General features: G+C 47.7%; 16 protein-coding genes and 2 pseudogenes. 15 read left to right on the forward strand and 3 right to left on the reverse strand.

What is annotated here, in order from left to right; translation table 11 throughout:
• Positions 1-17 precede the first annotated feature (17 nt).
• From ETC05_RS06270 to ETC05_RS06280, 3 genes are all read left to right on the forward strand, one after another.
• Positions 18-2,075 carry a BglG family transcription antiterminator gene (locus tag ETC05_RS06270; protein WP_031409009.1) on the forward strand — a complete coding sequence of 686 codons (2,058 nt, stop codon included), beginning with the start codon at positions 18-20 and terminating at the stop codon, positions 2,073-2,075.
• A 26-nt stretch (positions 2,076-2,101) separates the two neighbouring features.
• A complete protein-coding gene (locus tag ETC05_RS06275; RefSeq protein WP_031409011.1) occupies positions 2,102-2,368 on the forward strand; it encodes a PTS sugar transporter subunit IIB in 267 nt (88 codons plus the stop codon).
• Between the two features lie 134 nt (positions 2,369-2,502).
• On the forward strand, positions 2,503-3,765 hold the full coding sequence (locus ETC05_RS06280) for a PTS ascorbate transporter subunit IIC (RefSeq protein ID WP_031409012.1): 1,263 nt from the start codon (positions 2,503-2,505) through the stop codon (positions 3,763-3,765).
• Between the two features lie 337 nt (positions 3,766-4,102).
• Here the strand turns inward: ETC05_RS06280 and ETC05_RS06285 are convergent, their stop codons facing one another.
• Entirely contained in the window at positions 4,103-4,483 is a 381-nt protein-coding gene (locus tag ETC05_RS06285; RefSeq protein ID WP_407059694.1) for a hypothetical protein, read from the reverse strand.
• 440 nt (positions 4,484-4,923) lie between these two features.
• On the opposite strand from ETC05_RS06285, the gene ETC05_RS06290 reads away from it, so the two are divergent.
• Positions 4,924-6,081 carry a CapA family protein gene (locus ETC05_RS06290; protein WP_031409016.1) on the forward strand — a complete coding sequence of 386 codons (1,158 nt, stop codon included), beginning with the start codon at positions 4,924-4,926 and terminating at the stop codon, positions 6,079-6,081.
• Positions 6,082-6,127: 46 nt separating this feature from the next.
• Here ETC05_RS06290 and ETC05_RS06295 read toward each other — a convergent pair whose 3' ends face one another.
• Both ETC05_RS06295 and ETC05_RS06300 read right to left on the reverse strand, forming a co-directional pair.
• A complete protein-coding gene (locus ETC05_RS06295) occupies positions 6,128-6,721 on the reverse strand; it encodes a class D sortase (protein WP_171660609.1) in 594 nt (197 codons plus the stop codon).
• Positions 6,722-8,035 (reverse strand): processed acidic surface protein, encoded by a 1,314-nt coding sequence (locus ETC05_RS06300; protein ID WP_171660610.1) that lies wholly within the window; start codon positions 8,033-8,035, stop codon positions 6,722-6,724. It lies immediately after the preceding gene.
• 198 nt (positions 8,036-8,233) lie between these two features.
• Between ETC05_RS06300 and ETC05_RS06305 the strand changes: the two genes are divergently transcribed.
• The 11 genes and pseudogenes from ETC05_RS06305 to ETC05_RS06345 all read left to right on the forward strand — a co-directional run bounded on the left by ETC05_RS06305 (position 8,234) and on the right by ETC05_RS06345 (position 15,541).
• Positions 8,234-8,551 carry a hypothetical protein gene (locus tag ETC05_RS06305; protein WP_171660611.1) on the forward strand — a complete coding sequence of 106 codons (318 nt, stop codon included), beginning with the start codon at positions 8,234-8,236 and terminating at the stop codon, positions 8,549-8,551.
• 537 nt (positions 8,552-9,088) lie between these two features.
• The gene (locus tag ETC05_RS18280) at positions 9,089-9,295 is read left to right on the forward strand and encodes a PaaD-like zinc ribbon domain-containing protein (RefSeq protein WP_253263957.1); all 207 of its coding nucleotides are present in this window, start codon (positions 9,089-9,091) and stop codon (positions 9,293-9,295) included.
• A pseudogene (locus ETC05_RS18190) lies at positions 9,234-9,608 on the forward strand (aldehyde dehydrogenase family protein); the annotation flags it as partial. The gene ETC05_RS18280 and the pseudogene ETC05_RS18190, both read left to right, overlap by 62 nt.
• Positions 9,607-9,878, forward strand: a pseudogene (locus ETC05_RS18145) (enoyl-CoA hydratase/isomerase family protein); the annotation flags it as partial. The pseudogenes ETC05_RS18190 and ETC05_RS18145, both read left to right, overlap by 2 nt.
• A gap of 128 nt (positions 9,879-10,006) precedes the next feature.
• Positions 10,007-10,882 carry a PaaX family transcriptional regulator gene (locus ETC05_RS06315; RefSeq protein ID WP_368668029.1) on the forward strand — a complete coding sequence of 292 codons (876 nt, stop codon included), beginning with the start codon at positions 10,007-10,009 and terminating at the stop codon, positions 10,880-10,882.
• Between the two features lie 321 nt (positions 10,883-11,203).
• Positions 11,204-12,178: an MBL fold metallo-hydrolase gene (locus ETC05_RS06320; protein WP_171660612.1), complete on the forward strand. Its 975-nt coding sequence runs from the start codon at positions 11,204-11,206 to the stop codon at positions 12,176-12,178.
• A gap of 281 nt (positions 12,179-12,459) precedes the next feature.
• Positions 12,460-13,395, forward strand: a complete 936-nt coding sequence (locus tag ETC05_RS06325; RefSeq protein ID WP_171660613.1) for a Phenylacetic acid catabolic protein — start codon at positions 12,460-12,462, stop codon at positions 13,393-13,395.
• On the forward strand, positions 13,395-13,721 hold the full coding sequence (locus ETC05_RS06330; protein ID WP_171660614.1) for a metal-sulfur cluster assembly factor: 327 nt from the start codon (positions 13,395-13,397) through the stop codon (positions 13,719-13,721). Before ETC05_RS06325 ends, ETC05_RS06330 begins: the two co-directional genes overlap by 1 nt.
• The gene (locus ETC05_RS06335) at positions 13,718-13,951 is read left to right on the forward strand and encodes a hypothetical protein (protein WP_171660615.1); all 234 of its coding nucleotides are present in this window, start codon (positions 13,718-13,720) and stop codon (positions 13,949-13,951) included. The genes ETC05_RS06330 and ETC05_RS06335 overlap by 4 nt, the downstream gene beginning before the upstream one ends.
• The gene (locus tag ETC05_RS06340) at positions 13,951-14,595 is read left to right on the forward strand and encodes a Phenylacetic acid catabolic protein (RefSeq protein ID WP_171660616.1); all 645 of its coding nucleotides are present in this window, start codon (positions 13,951-13,953) and stop codon (positions 14,593-14,595) included. Before ETC05_RS06335 ends, ETC05_RS06340 begins: the two co-directional genes overlap by 1 nt.
• A gap of 148 nt (positions 14,596-14,743) precedes the next feature.
• Positions 14,744-15,541, forward strand: a complete 798-nt coding sequence (locus tag ETC05_RS06345) for an enoyl-CoA hydratase/isomerase family protein (RefSeq protein WP_171660617.1) — start codon at positions 14,744-14,746, stop codon at positions 15,539-15,541.
• The last annotated feature ends 11 nt before the right edge of the window (positions 15,542-15,552 follow it).

Genomic DNA, 15,552 nt, shown 5'->3' on the forward strand with positions numbered 1-15,552 from the left:
AAAAGGAGCGCTCCATCATGATGCTCAATGCCCGTTGTATCCAACTTGTGAAGTTGTTGCTTCGTTCTTCTCTTTATCTTACCGCTGACAAGTTGGCGCAATCATTGAATGTATCCAAACGAACGATTTATTACGATATACAAAAAACGAATGAATGGTTGCGTCACGAAGGGATGAAGCCGATTCAATATGCGCGCGGGCTCGGATTTCGCTTGGATGATGAAGTGAAACAAGAAATAACAACAAAGTGGAACGCATTACAACCTGCCCGACATTACACATATCAGCCCTGGGAGCGAAAAGCTTGGATTGGTTTATGGATTTTGACTCGCGTTCATCCGCTGTATTTGTGTGATTTTTTAGAGAAATTACAGGTAAGCAGGAGCACGTTGCTCAATGACATAAAGGAACTGAAAGAAGATTGGCGGTCATTTCAGTTGCAACTGGTGTTCCATCGCAAAAAAGGGTATTTTGTGGTAGGTAAGGAAATCCAAAAGAGGAAATTGATGATTCGTTGTGTTCATCAACTATTAGGGACGATGGATGACCAGCATTTCGCTGCAGAGTTGTTGGTTGGGTTTCAATGGCCAATCTTTGATTGGATTCGCCAATTCGAGTCTGCTTTTTCTATTCGCTATGCGGGTGAGGTGATTCAAACTTTACCTATTTATCTCGCATTGTTCCAAAGACGGTGGGCTAGAGGCAAATTTGTACAAATGGATGAGCAAGAGAAAGAAGTGTTAAGGTCAATGCGGGAATACCGGATTGCTGATCATCTCGTTAGACAAATTGAAAACGTTTCCCAAATATCCATTCCGAATGATGAGGTTTGTTATTTGACGACCCATTTACTCAGTTTTCGAATTGCAGATGACAAGCAAATGGATCAGAACGATGACATCGCTGCGTTGAAACGAATCATTCGACATATGGTAGATGATTTTCAAACTTATGCCTGTGTACAATTCAAGCGTCGCGAAGAGTTGGAAAAAAATTTATTGGTTCATATGAAGCCTGCCTATTATCGACTGAAATATGGTTTTCATTTACAAAACGACCTGACCGAATCGGTCAAAGCCAACTATCCAGATTTATTTATCTTAACAGAAAAAGTCGTCCATCATTTGGAAAATGTAGTTGGCCAGCCGGTCAGCGACGATGAAATTGCTTATATCGCCATGCATTTTGGCGGATGGTTGGACAGAGAGGGAGTGTCGGTTCCAGTACGGAAAAAGGTGTTGATCGTCTGCGAGAGCGGGATTGGAACATCGCGAATGTTGCAAAAACAATTGGGGGAACTGCTATCAACGGTTGATGTCATTGGTGTCGTTTCAACAAGGGAATATAATTATACTTCTCTTGCGGGACATGTAGATTTTGTGGTGACGACAACACCATTGCAACCGAAGGATGTGCCTGTTTATATGGTTCATCCTATTTTAACAACGGAGGATAAAATGTTGCTTTTGAGGGAGATCGAAGGATGGACAGAAACTGTATCCCTTGATCTTGAAGCGGTGATGGACATCATCAAAAAACACGCAATGATCATCGATGAAAAAACATTATATCAAGAACTAAAGGCTTACTTCAGCCACAGTAAAAGAAAGGAGATTGGGCAAAAACCGATGCTAAAAGATTTGCTTACGAAGCGACATATTCAGATTATTGAAGAGGCAGGTGATTGGAAAGAGGCGATTGTGTTAGCGGCAAGACCGTTATTGGAAGAGGGCTATATTACAAGTGAGTATATTGAAGCTATGATTCAAAACGTTCTCACACTTGGGCCTTATATTGTGGTTACACCAGGAGTGGCCTTGCCTCATGCCCGGCCGGAGCAAGGCGCAAAAAAACTAGGCATGAGCTTTCTTCGAATCAAAAAAGGTTGTCTGTTTTCTGACAGGGAAGAAGATCGAGTGTATGTTCTGATTGTGTTGGCTGCCATTGATCATGAGGCTCATTTAAAAGCGTTATCTCAGCTGACAACGTTGTTGTCCAATCAAGAACATATGCAAACGTTGTTTAAAGCTGAATCTGTAGAAGAAGTATTGACATTAGTGGAAAGGTACTCTTAATAAAAAGCAAGTAGGAGGCGGGAAGGATGAAGAAAATCTTGGTTGTTTGTGGAAATGGGCTGGGCAGCAGTTTTATTATCGAAATGAATGTGAAAAAGGTGTTAAATGAACTAGGAATCGAAGCAGAAGTATCCCATACAGATTTAACAACAGGCCAAACAGAAAAGGCGGATTTATATCTAGGAGCGAGAGACTTAGTAGAAGTACTTGATGACGGTACACGCAATGTAGCCAAGTTGACGAATATTCTTGACCTTGATGAATTAAAGCGGGTCCTAAGAGAGAGATTGTGATAACACTAAAAAAGCAGGCAATTCGCCTGCGACAAAGGAAAATTTACTATATAACAAAGTATACAAAAATAAAATTAGAAAACAAGAAAAAGTCCATTAATCGCTCATTTATGAGTGAAAAGGGGGAGTACGTGGTGTTTCATTTCCTTATGAAAGATGTGCTTGGTTCACCGGCCATTCTAGTGGGATTGTTTGCCTTAATCGGTTTGTTGCTGCAAAGAAAGAGTTTTCCAGAGATCGTTTCAGGCACATTAAAGACTGTCATGGGATTTATCATTCTTGGCGGCGGGGCCAATATTTTAATCGGTTCGTTGAATATTTTTGGGAGAATGTTCGAAAAAGCTTTTCATATTAAGGGGGTCATTCCAAATAATGAGGCGATTGTAGCCATTGCCCAACAAACATTTGGAAAAGAAACAGCGCTGATCATGTTATTTGGAATGATAGTGAACATCTTGATTGCGCGATTGACCCCTTTTAAATACATTTTCTTGACAGGGCATCATACGTTATTTATGGCGTGTTTAATTTCTGCTGTTTTTGCGACGGGTGGAGTAACAGGAGTTCCGCTTGTGGTCATCGGTTCTATTATTTTGGGAAGTTTGATGGTGTTGATGCCCGCCATTTTGCAGCCATACATGCGCCAAGTGACCGGAACGGATCAGATCGCGTTAGGGCATTTCGGTTCGCTCGGCTATTTTACATCAGCATGGATCGGGAAGCGATTTGGAAACAAGACCCAATCTACTGAAGATATTAAAGTGCCAAAGTCATTGGGGTTTCTTCGTGATACATCGGTGGCCATGTCGTTGACCATGGTGCTATTATTCTTTATTGTTGCGCCGTTTGCCGGAAAAACGTTTATCGAGAAGGAGTTAAGCGGCGGTGTCAATTTTCTTGTCTTCTCTCTTATGCAAGGGATCACGTTTGCTGCAGGAGTATATGTCGTACTAGCAGGGGTGCGGATGCTTATTGCTGAAATTGTTCCGGCATTCAAAGGAATTGCGGATAAGGTTGTACAAGATGCGAAACCAGCTCTTGATTGCCCAGCAGTCTTTCCATATGCCCCGAATGCCGTTATTGTTGGATTTTTGTCGAGTTTTGCAGCAGGGATTCTTTCGATGTTTATTTTGCCGCTCGTTGGGTTAAAGGTCATCGTTCCAGGGTTAATTCCGCACTTTTTCACGGGAGCCGCTGCCGGTGTATTCGGCAACGCTACAGGCGGTAGGCGGGGAGCAGTGCTGGGTGCGTTTGCTAACGGCATTTTGATTTCCTTTTTGCCGGCACTTTTGCTTCCAGTACTTGGATCGCTTGGGTTTGAAGGGACGACGTTCGGGGATTCGGATTTTGGGATTGTAGGGATTTTGTTAGGGTATTTGATAAAGTGGCTTTCATAAGTTAAAAACGGATATGCTGGATGCTTTCTCATTACAAAGGATTGTACTGGCCCTATTGGAGAGGAGATCGCACGGCGAACTCTGGAGATGGCGGGACGTTGAGAGCAGTTTGCCCGGCGCAAGCGAGGCTTGCGCCGGCACTGTGCGAAGGATTTTCATATCTTTAGATCGCTTCAACCCTGCGAGTGTGAGGTTATTGTGGTTATTATAAAGAAAAAACATGTTTTCTCTACTGTAGCCTTATGGTGGGGTAGCGGGGTTTTTTCGAAAGACGATGGACGGTGAAACGGGAAAAGTAGACCATGCATTTGGAAACAGTCGGGATGAAAGGAACTTGTTACTCCACCTTCTTCAGCAAATAAATCTCCTCTTCCACCCGCGCGATGCGGCCAAGTTGATAATCAAGACGCTGATGAATGAGGGAGATGTCTTCTTTGGTCGCCATGTTTCCGTGAATGTCGGCGACTTCGCCGCGAAGGTTGGCGATTTCATGGCGAATGCCGTCTTGAATGCTTCGTTGCTCGAGTTGATTGTCGCGGATCGCTTTGATCATCTCAGTATTTTCTTTTGTTTGCTCCTTTAGCCAGCGCAGTTCTTCTTCTTGTTTGTCCATTCGCTGTTCAAGCTGATCCATGCGCCGTTCGAGCTTGTCCACCTTTTGTTTCACCAGCTGGATTTCCTGTTTCATGGCGTCCATGTCTTTCTTCACGGTGTCCATGTCTTTCTTCATGATGTCCATGTCTTTTTTCATGATGTCCATGTCTTTTTTCATGATGTCCATGTCTTTTTTCATGATGTCCATGTCTTTTTTCATGGCGTCCATGTTTTGCATGACCGTTTGCATGTCTTGTTTCATGACGGTCATGTCCTCGACTAGGCCTTGGACAAGCACAGTCAATTGGCGTAAAAGCTCTTCCATTGAGAAACTCCTTTCTGTGTAAGATTAGTGTTCATGAGGGGCGTTTCAACCATGAAATGTGAGGAGTTGAAGATGTGGAAATGGGGGAGGAAACGCCTGCAAGCTCATTATATCATGGCTTGGCTAGGTCATCACTCCTAAATTGAGGAAAAGAAAAAGGATAAATAGGGGGTGTGTTGAATACGTCATTAGCAGAAGTTTTGGTAGTTTGAAGAAAATAGATTGATAGGAGAGGGAACATGAACGCATGGATCAAGGGGAGAAATACGGCGCTTATGTGTATGGCGTCCATCTTTTTATTTTCATGCAGCAATGCGGCTGATCGCGGCGTCGAGGAAGTGCTGGCGGCGCCAACCGAACTGACCGGGCAAACAATTGAGCATCCACCGTTGCCGAGTCCGATCGATAAGATGGCGATAGCGTCAGCCTCTGCCAAACAAGCGGCGCCGAACCCGAACGAAGTGCGCATCACCATCAGCGCTGCGGGCGATGTGACGCTTGGGCGTGATGAAAACTACGGTTATGCGTATTCGTTTGATGAAGAAGTGAAAAAGCACGGATTGCGCTACTTTACGAAATACATTGAGCCGATCTTCAAGAAAGATGATTTTACGACCGTCAATTTGGAAACGACGCTGACGACCTCGACGCGGAAGGCAAGCAAGAAATTTCGTTTTCGCGGCCACCCGAGTTATGCGAAAATCTTAACCTATGGCGGCATTGATGCGGTCAATCTCGCGAACAACCATACGTACGATTATTTGCAGCAGGGATACAAGGACACGATTGCCAGTTTAAAAAAGGAAAATATCGGTTATTTCGGTCGCACGCTCCGGCTGTTGAAAACGGTGAAAGGGGTCCAAATCGGGGCGCTCGGCTATGAAGGCTGGAGCAACACCAGCACGCTGCGCAAGCAAATCGCCAACGATATTCGCATGCTTCGGAAACAAGGAGCCGATCTCATCCTCGTTCATTTTCATTGGGGAGTGGAACGAAGCTATGTGCCAAACAGCACGCAAAAGGCGCTCGGCCGCTTTGCGATTGACAGCGGCGCCGATTTGGTCGTCGGCCATCATCCGCACGTCGTCCAGGGGATTGAAGAGTATAAAGGCAAATTCATCGTTTACAGCCTTGGCAATTTTATGTTTGGCGGAAACAAAAATCCGAGCGACAAAGATACGTTTGTCTTCCAACAAGTGTTTTCTTTTCAAAATGGCAAGCGGACGGCCAAAAAAGAAATCCGTGTCATCCCATTTCGCATTTCATCGGTGACGACAAGAAACAATTATCAGCCGATGCCGTTAACGGGAAAGGAAGCAGACCGGGTGAAACGGAAAATTGTCTCGCTGTCGGCGAAAATCAAAAAGCCGACTTGGACGGCGTACGAAGGGAAGTAAAAAAAGGATGGCCCTTGTTTCGGCCATCCTTTCGATTTTCGCAAGGTTAAGAGCGTTCATTGATTAAGTTGGCGACGAGCACGTACCGCTGCGGAGCGGGGCCGACGTAGCGGAATGGATAACACGTGGAAACGGTGAGTGTCGCTTTCGGCTTTGGAACGATGACCGTCCGGTCGTCGGCATCGACGATGCGCACTTTGCGCACTTTATAGGTGAATGTGCCAGCGGACGTGCGGACGATCAAGAGATCGCCTTGGCCAACTTCGCCAAGACGGCGGAAGACCGTGTCGCGATGGCCAGAAAGCACGCAGTTGTCCGCCTCGCCTGGCAGGACACTGCCCGCGTAATGGCCGACCCCTTTTTCCAACTCGTCTTCATCTGTACCGTGGTAAATCGGCAGGCTGGCGTTGAGCTTCGGAATGATGAGTTCGCCGATTTGTTCACCGATTTTTGGTTGTTTTGAGTAGAGAGGAGCCTGGCTTCGAATCGGCGCGGCGTCCACTGGTCGCTCTGTTTCAGCGGACAGCGGCTTGGCCGCTTCCAGGCCGCTTTTCCATTTCAGACCACTAACGCCGACTACGGCGATTCCCGCTGCGATCAAGCTTGCTCCAAAAAAGCGCACGAGCCGTTTCCAGTTCATTTATTTCGCCTCGGCTCCTTGGCGGAAGCGGACAAGGAATGCACCGGCACCGATGAATGCCAAGCCAAACAGCATATAAGCGGCATACGGGGATGCCGTTTTCGGCAGTTTGGCTCCGGCTTCGGTCCGCTTCAGCGGTTTCGGCGTCGCCGGCTTCACTACTTTTTCGATTTTCGCTGCCTGGCCGCCTTGTTGTAAGTCTTTGCCGATTTCATCGAATAGGTCAGAGGCAAACATCTCTTCGGTCACGACAAAATCAGCCAGTAGCTCGCCGTCAGTGCTGTAAATTTCAACAAGCAAATCGTAGCCGTTCGCTGATTCCATTGTCAGCAGCGTCGACAGGCTGAGCGGCTTTTTCTCGCCGTCTTTCGTCAAATAAAACTTTGCTTCCAGCTGGAATGTGGAAAGCAGATCGGTCCATACATCGGCGATCTCAGCGATTTGCGTTGGCGATAGCTCCGTCATGCTGGTGAAATCGTACGCCCCGATCGCCTCAAGCCGTTGGCCGATTTCTTCCATTTTCTTGGCGAATTGCGGATCTTCCATATTCAGCGATTCAAAATGGGTATAGAGCTTTTCCAACTCTGCGTCCGTCAAACCGAGCTCGTCCAAATCCGGAAGCAAGTAGTCGATGACGGCCTCCGACAGTTCCTCGACCGTCGCATAATGGTCAAGCGAATCGCCGTTTTTAGACAGCAGTTTTTCCAACTGCGTCTTCGTCATGCCAATTTCTTGCAAAAATTCGTTTAATGTTTCCTCGGTCAACGGCGTCAAATTTTGATAATAATCGACAATATCTTTCAGCTCGCCGATTGAGTGGTAATCGGCCAACGATTCGCCGTGCCGATCAAGAAGAGCGATGAGCTCTTCCTTTGTCATTCCGCGTTCGTTTAGAAAGGCGGCTAGCGTTTCATCAGTGATCGGAACGGAGTAATTTTTAAACAGTTCGATATATTCTTCGAGATCATTGTAAAATAAAAACACATCGGTAATGGCCTGTGCCTCTTCCATTTCTCCATTGTCGATAAGCATTTGTCGAAGCTGTTGTTCGGTCAATCCGTGTTTGGCGAGCAACTGAGCTAAATTTTCTTCCGTGAGCGGCTCGCCGAGTTCGCGGCGTAATTCGTCCACGCTGTCAAACTCATCGAGCGAATAGCCTTCATAGTCCAAATAATTTTCCAGCTCTTCGACTGTGATCCCGGCTTCATTTAAATACTGCTCTAAAGCTGGATCGTTGCGTTCAATGGCGAACGCTGAAGCTGGCCATACAGTGGCTATGGATGCGGCCAAGGCAAAAGGAACGATGTTTTTCATGTCGTGACCTCCGTTTGTTTTTATATACGAATTCAGTATACAGGGACATGAAAAGGATGAAAATAGAGAAATATATGGAATTTTTTATATAGAAAAACCTTCCCGCTGGCATCTAATGTTTTCCATGTATGACTTTTTAGAGGCAACGTATGCTAACCGTTGAACGGGAGATGTCGAACAAAAGGAGGTGGAGGCACAATGGACCGCTTATTCCGTTTGTTCCGTGTTCAGCGCGGCCGCGGGTTATGGAATCCATGGTTGCGGGTTGTTAGACGGCGAAGAAACAATAACGCTATCTGGACGCTCGTCAGCGTAAGTTTAGGAGCGGCGGCGGCCGCGATGTTGAGGGCGAGACAAGGGGGACGCATGGCGTCGATGACGCAAGGCCCGATGCGAAACGTGATTCGCAGCTTCAACCGCTGGATGGGCCGGCGGATGGGAACGATGCGGCCTGTTGCAGTGGAGTTTGCTGAAGAAATGACTCCAGAGCGTCCGGGCAATCAGCAGGACCAATAACGGTTTTTTGCGTGTCCCACAAGCCGGTGATATTGCGCTCGCCGGCTTTTTCTATAGCGCCTGGTTTGATGGTTTGTGCATATAGGCGACACGAACGCTGCAGTGAATGGGCAAAATCATGGGATTCATTGATGTATCTTGCTTCGGAGATCAATATAAAAGATAGGTGTTATCACTTCTTGAAATCGGAAAACGACGGGACGAAACATGGAGTTGGCGTAAGGGAGTGTACGGCAAAAACAAATGTGGGGAAACGAGTCAGACAGTGGAGCAACGTTGCTCTACCTGTTTCAAGGCTTTTGAGGAAACCCGATGGAATGTAACGTGTCCCGTCGTTTTTCTTGATTAAGACGATCGTTCCTGTCCCACATCATTCAAAAAGCCATGAGCTGTCTCGAGTCGAATGAAAGGGCACAAGAAATATTATAAATTTTCATTCTTTTGCGTCTAATGATTGACAACGTGTTTAGATTTTTTGTATTATTATGTTAAAATGACGATATTAAATAAAACATAATAAGGAGGGGTGCCTAGCCGATGCCGGTACGTGGGGAGGTGCGCTGCGCGTTTTGCGGCTCAACGAACGTAGCGCCTCTATCGATGTTTGGGACCGCTCAGCTCGTTTCCCAATACTATTGCCATCAATGCAAAAGCGCGTTTGAGCGGGTGAGATGGAGAGACGATGCCAAGGAGGAAGGGGAAGCCACTGATGAGGATCAAGCAACATTATCCGCTGTTTACTAAACGGCTAGTATGTCGAGAGAAGCAACAGAGAAGTGTTTGAAACGATCAATCCGGCGACAGAAGAAGTGATTGCGGCCGTCGCCCAGAGCGACGAAAGAAGAGAAAGAAGATGTAGACCATGCCGTCGAGGCGGCGCGCGCGGCGTTTGAAGTCGGAGAAATGGCCAAAAATGACGGGGGCGAAGCGAGCTCTCCTGTTGAATCAAATTGCCAATTTGATGAGAGAGCGATTCGATGACTTGGTGTATGCGGAGGGGTTAAACAGTGGTAAAATGGTTGATGCAGCCAAAGGACAAATGATTATGCCATCAGAGAGAGGCGTTGGGCATTGGGCTGATGAATCGAGTGTTTTTGCAGGCGGGAACGAGAGAGCGAACATAGGAGTATGCACGCAAGCTCGCGAGTAAGCGCAACGCATGCAGTCTCCAACATCAACTTGGCGATCACGAACGGGAAGAAGTGCTGCTGAATGTGGCGATTCGCTATGAAGGGGAGGCGCGAAACTTGCTGTTTTGCTCGGAAGACGCCAGAGAAGGGGCGAGTATTCTTTTTTGGAAAAACGCCCGCTGAATTGGAAAGGCATTGAGAACGCATATCGGCCAAAACGGCCGATATGTTTTTATGACGCAATATGCATTTCAATGCTTGAAAGGGAAGGTGATTTGTACCATAATATAAAGAAAAATTCAAAAAAGACAAGGTGTGAACAGCAGTGAGGCCGAGATCGCTCATGTTTACGTTATTTGGGGAATATATTCAACATTATGGGAACGAAGTATGGATCGGAAGCTTGATCCAAATGATGTCCCACTTCGGCATTTCCGAATCGTCCATCCGTGGAGCAGCGCTGCGTATGGTGCAGCAAGGGTTTTTTGACGTCCGGAAAATCGGCAACAACAGCTATTACTCGCTGACGCCGAAAGGGAAACGGACGATGATGGACGGGTTCAACCGCGTCTATTCGCAACGGAACTACAAATGGGACGGTCAATGGCGCGTGTTGACGTACTCCGTTCCCGAGGAAAAACGGGAGCTGCGCAACCAAATTCGCAAAGAATTGAGTTTGATGGGGTTTGGTCTCATTTCCCACGGGACGTGGGCGAGCCCGAATCCGATCGAACCGCAAGTGATGGAATGGGTTAAAGACTATCATTTGGAGCCGTACGTCATTTTGTTTACGGCGAGCTCCATCGTGTCGCACAGCAATGAGCAAATCATCGAACGCGGCTGGAATTTCCCGTACATCGCCAAGGAGTATGACCGGTTTATTGAAACTTACGAACGAAAGTATGAAGAGTTCCAACATCGAGCTTGGAACAATGAACTGACCGACCGTGAATGCTTCATTGAACGGACGAAGCTCGTGCATGAGTATCGGAGCTTTTTCTTTATCGATCCAGGATTCCCGAACGACTTGTTGCCTGATGATTGGAGCGGAACGAGAGCGCGGGAGCTGTTTTTCAATGTCCACCAGTTGCTCGCCATTCCGGCCATCCGTTATTTTGAAACGTTGTTTGAGACCGCACCGGATCGTGAGGTGATATTTAATCGCGATAAGGCGATTAATCCATTTATGGAAATGATTTAACGTAATTTCCGAAAGAAGTCTCCCCCTCTCAAGGAGCGTGAAGGGCGACAGCCCAGTGAGTAGGTGGGAGATGAATGTGGGTTGGCTTTAGCCAAAGGTTCCTTTTCTAATCCTTTTCTCAACAGCTCTAGGATCGCTCGGTCCATTTCCCGTCACTAGACGGGATTACCCGAGAAGCCCCACTTCCATCGACCCATAAGGGGCGATAAGTGGTGGGGAGTTCACGCGTCCAAAAATAGGTTTTCGGATATCGGCGCTTAGCATGTCGACTTAAGGGAGCACGTGAACGGGGAAGAAAAAGATCAGGGGGAGGGGAAAAGAATGGCGCAGATTGAAATGGAAATAGTGGGAGATGGAATTTACCGCGTTCCGATCCCGGTTCCATTTCCGATGAAGTATGTCTATTGTTACATAGGTCGGGAAACGGATGGATGGAGCATCGTTGACGTCGGTTTTCGTTGTCTTGAGGCGATTCGCGCCTGGGAAGCAGTGTTTCGGCAGTTGGAAATCAAGCCGCGGCATGTTCGCGCCATTTACATCACTCACTTTCATCCGGATCATTTTGGCTTGGCCGGGTGGATGCAACAGCAGACGGAGGCGCCTGTCTGGATCAGCGAGCCGGATTATGCGATGGCGGAACGAGTGTGGGGGGAAGAGAGCGTTCAGGCGAGCGAAGTGGGTGCCATGTTTCGCCGCCATGGTGTGCCGGATGAGCTGGTAACGGACATTGAGGAGAGCATGTGGAAGCTGTCGTTGCGCGTCAGCCCGTTTCCGGTGCTAACCATTCTAGATCAGTCGGAGATTATGCTGGGGCAGCGGCGGTGGGCGGTCATACCGGTCCCAGGGCACAGCGATGGATTGATCAGTTTTTATCAGGCGGAATCGCGCCAACTGCTTGCATCGGACCATGTGCTTGATCGCATTACTCCGAACATTAGTGTATGGCCGGGCGCTTATCCGAATCCGCTCGAGCAATATTTCGCCTCGCTTCGCAAAGTGGAGGAACTGAAGGTGGATGTGGCTCTGCCTGCCCATGGCGCGGTCATTCGCCAATTTCGCGAGCGGATCGGAGATCTTTTTCGTCACCACGAACAACGGTTGCAAAAAATGAAAACGCTAGCAGGGGCGGGGCGCACTGCCTATGAAGTCGCCCATCGAGTGTTTGGCCATAAGCTGTTGACGGCGCACCAATGGCGGTTTGCGGTGGCTGAGACGCTGGCGCATTTGGAATATTTGGTGTCTGTGGGTGAATTGCAAAAAGAGGAGCATCGACATGCAATCGTTTATCGGCAATAACTGATGTCCAGCTGTTAATCAGCTGGATTTTTTTTTCTTTTTATGCGATTAGTGGCTCCATGAAAAATGTACGAACGGAAAACAAATGTTGTATGCTGTGGAAAACGACCGACTGGAATAAAGAGACACAATGGACAGGAGATCAACGAAAACAAAAGGATTTCCGACTAAAAATAATTTTCTTATTTTTCTAATTTTTGTGTTGACAATGATCTTTACGTTGCATTAACATTATGTATAGAATGCGATAGTTTAAAAAACGTAATAAGGAGGTTGGGGACATGGACCAAGCGACGCTGCTAAAAGAGAAAGTCCAAAATGGATTTATCGTCGAAGGCATTGAGGATATGAACGAAGAGTATTTAACCGCGTTGAAACAGACGCTGACGATCGTCGGCGACACTGAGTTGTTGAGCGTCCCGCCATTGCTTACGGTATACGGTCAAGCGCCGACGTTAAACAGCAAAATCACAGCGCTGGCCATTATGCAGGATGAAATCGGCCATGCCCACATCGCCTATCGGCTGTTGAAAGATTTGGGCGAAGACGTCGATCAATTGCTCTATGAACGAGAGCCGTATTGCTGGAAAAATCCGTATGCTTTTGACTTCGAACTCTCAAACTGGATTGAACTTGGCGTCTTTAACGCCTTTTTTGATCGTGCGGGCTACACCCTTCTTGGGGATGCGTTCGAGCATACATCGTACGGGCCATGGAAGCGGGCACTCGTCAAAGTGGACAAGGAGGAGCTGTTTCATCTTCGCAACGGGGAGATCATTATGCGAACAGCGATGCAGGATCCGAATTTGCGCGAAGAAGTACAAAAAGCGGTTGACTGGATGTTTTTAATGGCGCTCGAGTTTTTCGGGGTTGGGGATCGGTTGAAAAGCCGCTCAGCACAGCTGGAGTACCGCTTAAAAGGGCGGACGAATGATGAACTGCGGCAAAAATGGCTGTCAACGGCTGTTCCGTTCTGCGAATCGATCGGCGTCAAAGTCCCAGCCCATTACGATGAGGAGCAACAAAAATACGTGCTTGATGTGCCGTTCCCGTGCAAGTTTGACCCGGTGAACAAACAATGGCTGTTCGATCAGCCGGATACGTGGGACAACGTCGTCAAACGGTTTAAACAGCGGGGCCCGAAAAATAAGGAATTCGTGGAACGGATTCAACGCGGGGCCAAAGAGCTCGAACAACTGCGAAAGGAAGCGGTGTGATGGACAGACGGAACGCCGAAACTAGAAAGTATTGGCAAGCACTGAAAGAAGTGATGGATCCCGAATTTCCAATCAGTGTCGTCGATATGGGATTGATTTACGATATTGAAAAAACGGGCGATGAACTTCATGTCACGATGACATATACGGCTGTCTCATGCGCCTGTATGGAATGGATCGAGCAAGACATTCGCAACCGTTTGCTTAAGGAAGAGGAGATTCGTGACGTGCATATTCACGTCGTTTGGGATCCGCCGTGGACGGTCGATCGGATCAGTCCAGAAGGGCGCGAGAGATTGAAATATTGGGGGGTGAGCTCTACATGACAGCGGTCCAACAACGAAAAACGTTTGACATTTTCGCTCGGGTGAAACGGGGCGACCAACTAGCCCACATCGGCACGGTAGAGGCGGAAAACGAGGAGTTGGCGAAAGTGTATGCTTCTTACACGTACGATGAGGAAGATTGGGCGGAAATGGTCGTTGTCGACCGCAGCGAGCTCGTTTGGGTAAGAAAACCGAAATGGCTATTCGCCCATAAGGGGGAGAGGGCTTAATGGAACAAATGCAGCCGGCTGTGCATTCGCTGATTGAGTTGCTTGAAACGATCGCTGACAATAAATACGTACTCGGCGACCGCCTTGTTGAGGTCGGGATCAGCGGTCCCAATTTGGAAGCCACGCTGGCATCGATCGCAATGGCGCAAGGAGAGCTGGGACATGCGCGCTTATTATATAACTGGTGTTTTGATTTGCGCGGATTGAAGGGAAGAAAACCGGAAATATACAGACAAACCGGAAAAGCGCTGGCCAGCGCCATCAATGTTCATAACTGGATCACGCTCATTGCCGCACTATATGCAATAAACACCGCCATTGACGCTGTTTTGCAATCCGCACTTGATGCCAAACATCCTGCCATTGTATCGCGAATCCAGAAGTTGATCCGAGAACAACAAGATCATCTTGTATACGCCAAACATTGGGCGCAACAGCTCATTCATGATCGCGGCGCTGTTCCGCATCGTTTCCGCGAAGCGTTGAACGCTGCGGCGAATGAGACGGTGGCTTGGCTAAAAAAGGTTGAAAACAAGGAAGATCTGCAACAGGAAGGATACTTGCCAAACGGAGTCAAGCTCGTTGAACAGCTTCAGCAGGAATTGAAAACGGTTGTGGCTGAACCTTTCGTTCAGTTGAAATAACAACAGCACACAAGGAGGTGAGGAACAAGCGGTGTTCTTTCTCTCTCTCTCTCTTGAATCGCAAGGGAAATGAACTTTCAAAGCAAGGTCTATCCGTCGTTGCCTGTATGAAACCATCAAAAAATTTTACGGAAGGGGAATGAAAATAATGACAGCTGTAGAAACGAAAAAACAATATTTAACTGTTGTCAAAGAAGATAGAATTGCTGAGATTCACTTGCACATTAACAAATCGAACTCGTATGATTTGGAATTTTACAAAGAGTTCAATGCAGCCATCGATGACATTCGCTTTGACTCAGACATCAAAGTCGTCATTATTATGAGTGATGTGCCGAAGTTTTTTTCGGCAGGGGCGGACATTAATTTCCTGCGGTCGGCCGATCCGCGGTTTAAAACACAATTTTGCCTGTTCTGTAACGAGACACTTGATAAAATCGCCCGTTCGCCGCAAGTATACATTGCCTGCTTAGAAGGACATACGGTCGGCGGCGGCTTGGAGATGGCACTCGCGTGCGACTTGCGGTTTATGGGCGATGAAGCCGGGAAAATCGGGCTGCCGGAGGTGACGCTCGGGGTGTTGGCCGGAACGGGCGGGACGCAGCGGCTGGCGCGGCTCGTTGGGTATTCGCGGGCGCTCGATATGAACATTACGGGAGAGACAATCACGCCGCAGGAGGCATTGGAGATTGGGCTGGTCAACCGGGTATTCCCGCAGGCGGAAACGAGAGAGCGGACGCGGGAGTATGCACGCAAGATTGCGAACAGCGCGACGTATGCTGTCTCCAATATCAAGCTGGCGATCATGAACGGGAAAGAAATGCCGCTGAACGTGGCGATCCGCTACGAAGGTGAGCTGCAAAACTTGCTGTTCCGCTCAGAAGACGCGAAAGAAGGGATGAGCGCCTTTTTGGAAAAACGCCAACCCAATTGGAAAGGCATTTAATGTGAGGTGAG

This window comes from Geobacillus sp. BMUD, from assembly GCF_013096845.1.
GTDB classification, from domain to species: domain Bacteria; phylum Bacillota; class Bacilli; order Bacillales; family Anoxybacillaceae; genus Geobacillus; species Geobacillus vulcani.

Coding starts and splice junctions, on each gene's coding strand:
- ETC05_RS06270 (WP_031409009.1), top strand. CDS start 18: ATGATGCTCAATGCCCGTTGTATCCAACTTGTGAAGTTGTTGCTTCGT.
- ETC05_RS06275 (WP_031409011.1), top strand. CDS start 2,102: ATGAAGAAAATCTTGGTTGTTTGTGGAAATGGGCTGGGCAGCAGTTTT.
- ETC05_RS06285 (WP_407059694.1), bottom strand. CDS start 4,483: ATGGACACCGTGAAGAAAGACATGGACGCCATGAAACAGGAAATCCAG.
- ETC05_RS06290 (WP_031409016.1), top strand. CDS start 4,924: ATGAACGCATGGATCAAGGGGAGAAATACGGCGCTTATGTGTATGGCG.
- ETC05_RS06295 (WP_171660609.1), bottom strand. CDS start 6,721: ATGAACTGGAAACGGCTCGTGCGCTTTTTTGGAGCAAGCTTGATCGCA.
- ETC05_RS06300 (WP_171660610.1), bottom strand. CDS start 8,035: ATGAAAAACATCGTTCCTTTTGCCTTGGCCGCATCCATAGCCACTGTA.
- ETC05_RS06305 (WP_171660611.1), top strand. CDS start 8,234: ATGGACCGCTTATTCCGTTTGTTCCGTGTTCAGCGCGGCCGCGGGTTA.
- ETC05_RS18280 (WP_253263957.1), top strand. CDS start 9,089: ATGCCGGTACGTGGGGAGGTGCGCTGCGCGTTTTGCGGCTCAACGAAC.
- ETC05_RS06320 (WP_171660612.1), top strand. CDS start 11,204: ATGGCGCAGATTGAAATGGAAATAGTGGGAGATGGAATTTACCGCGTT.
- ETC05_RS06325 (WP_171660613.1), top strand. CDS start 12,460: ATGGACCAAGCGACGCTGCTAAAAGAGAAAGTCCAAAATGGATTTATC.
- ETC05_RS06330 (WP_171660614.1), top strand. CDS start 13,395: ATGGACAGACGGAACGCCGAAACTAGAAAGTATTGGCAAGCACTGAAA.
- ETC05_RS06335 (WP_171660615.1), top strand. CDS start 13,718: ATGACAGCGGTCCAACAACGAAAAACGTTTGACATTTTCGCTCGGGTG.
- ETC05_RS06340 (WP_171660616.1), top strand. CDS start 13,951: ATGGAACAAATGCAGCCGGCTGTGCATTCGCTGATTGAGTTGCTTGAA.
- ETC05_RS06345 (WP_171660617.1), top strand. CDS start 14,744: ATGACAGCTGTAGAAACGAAAAAACAATATTTAACTGTTGTCAAAGAA.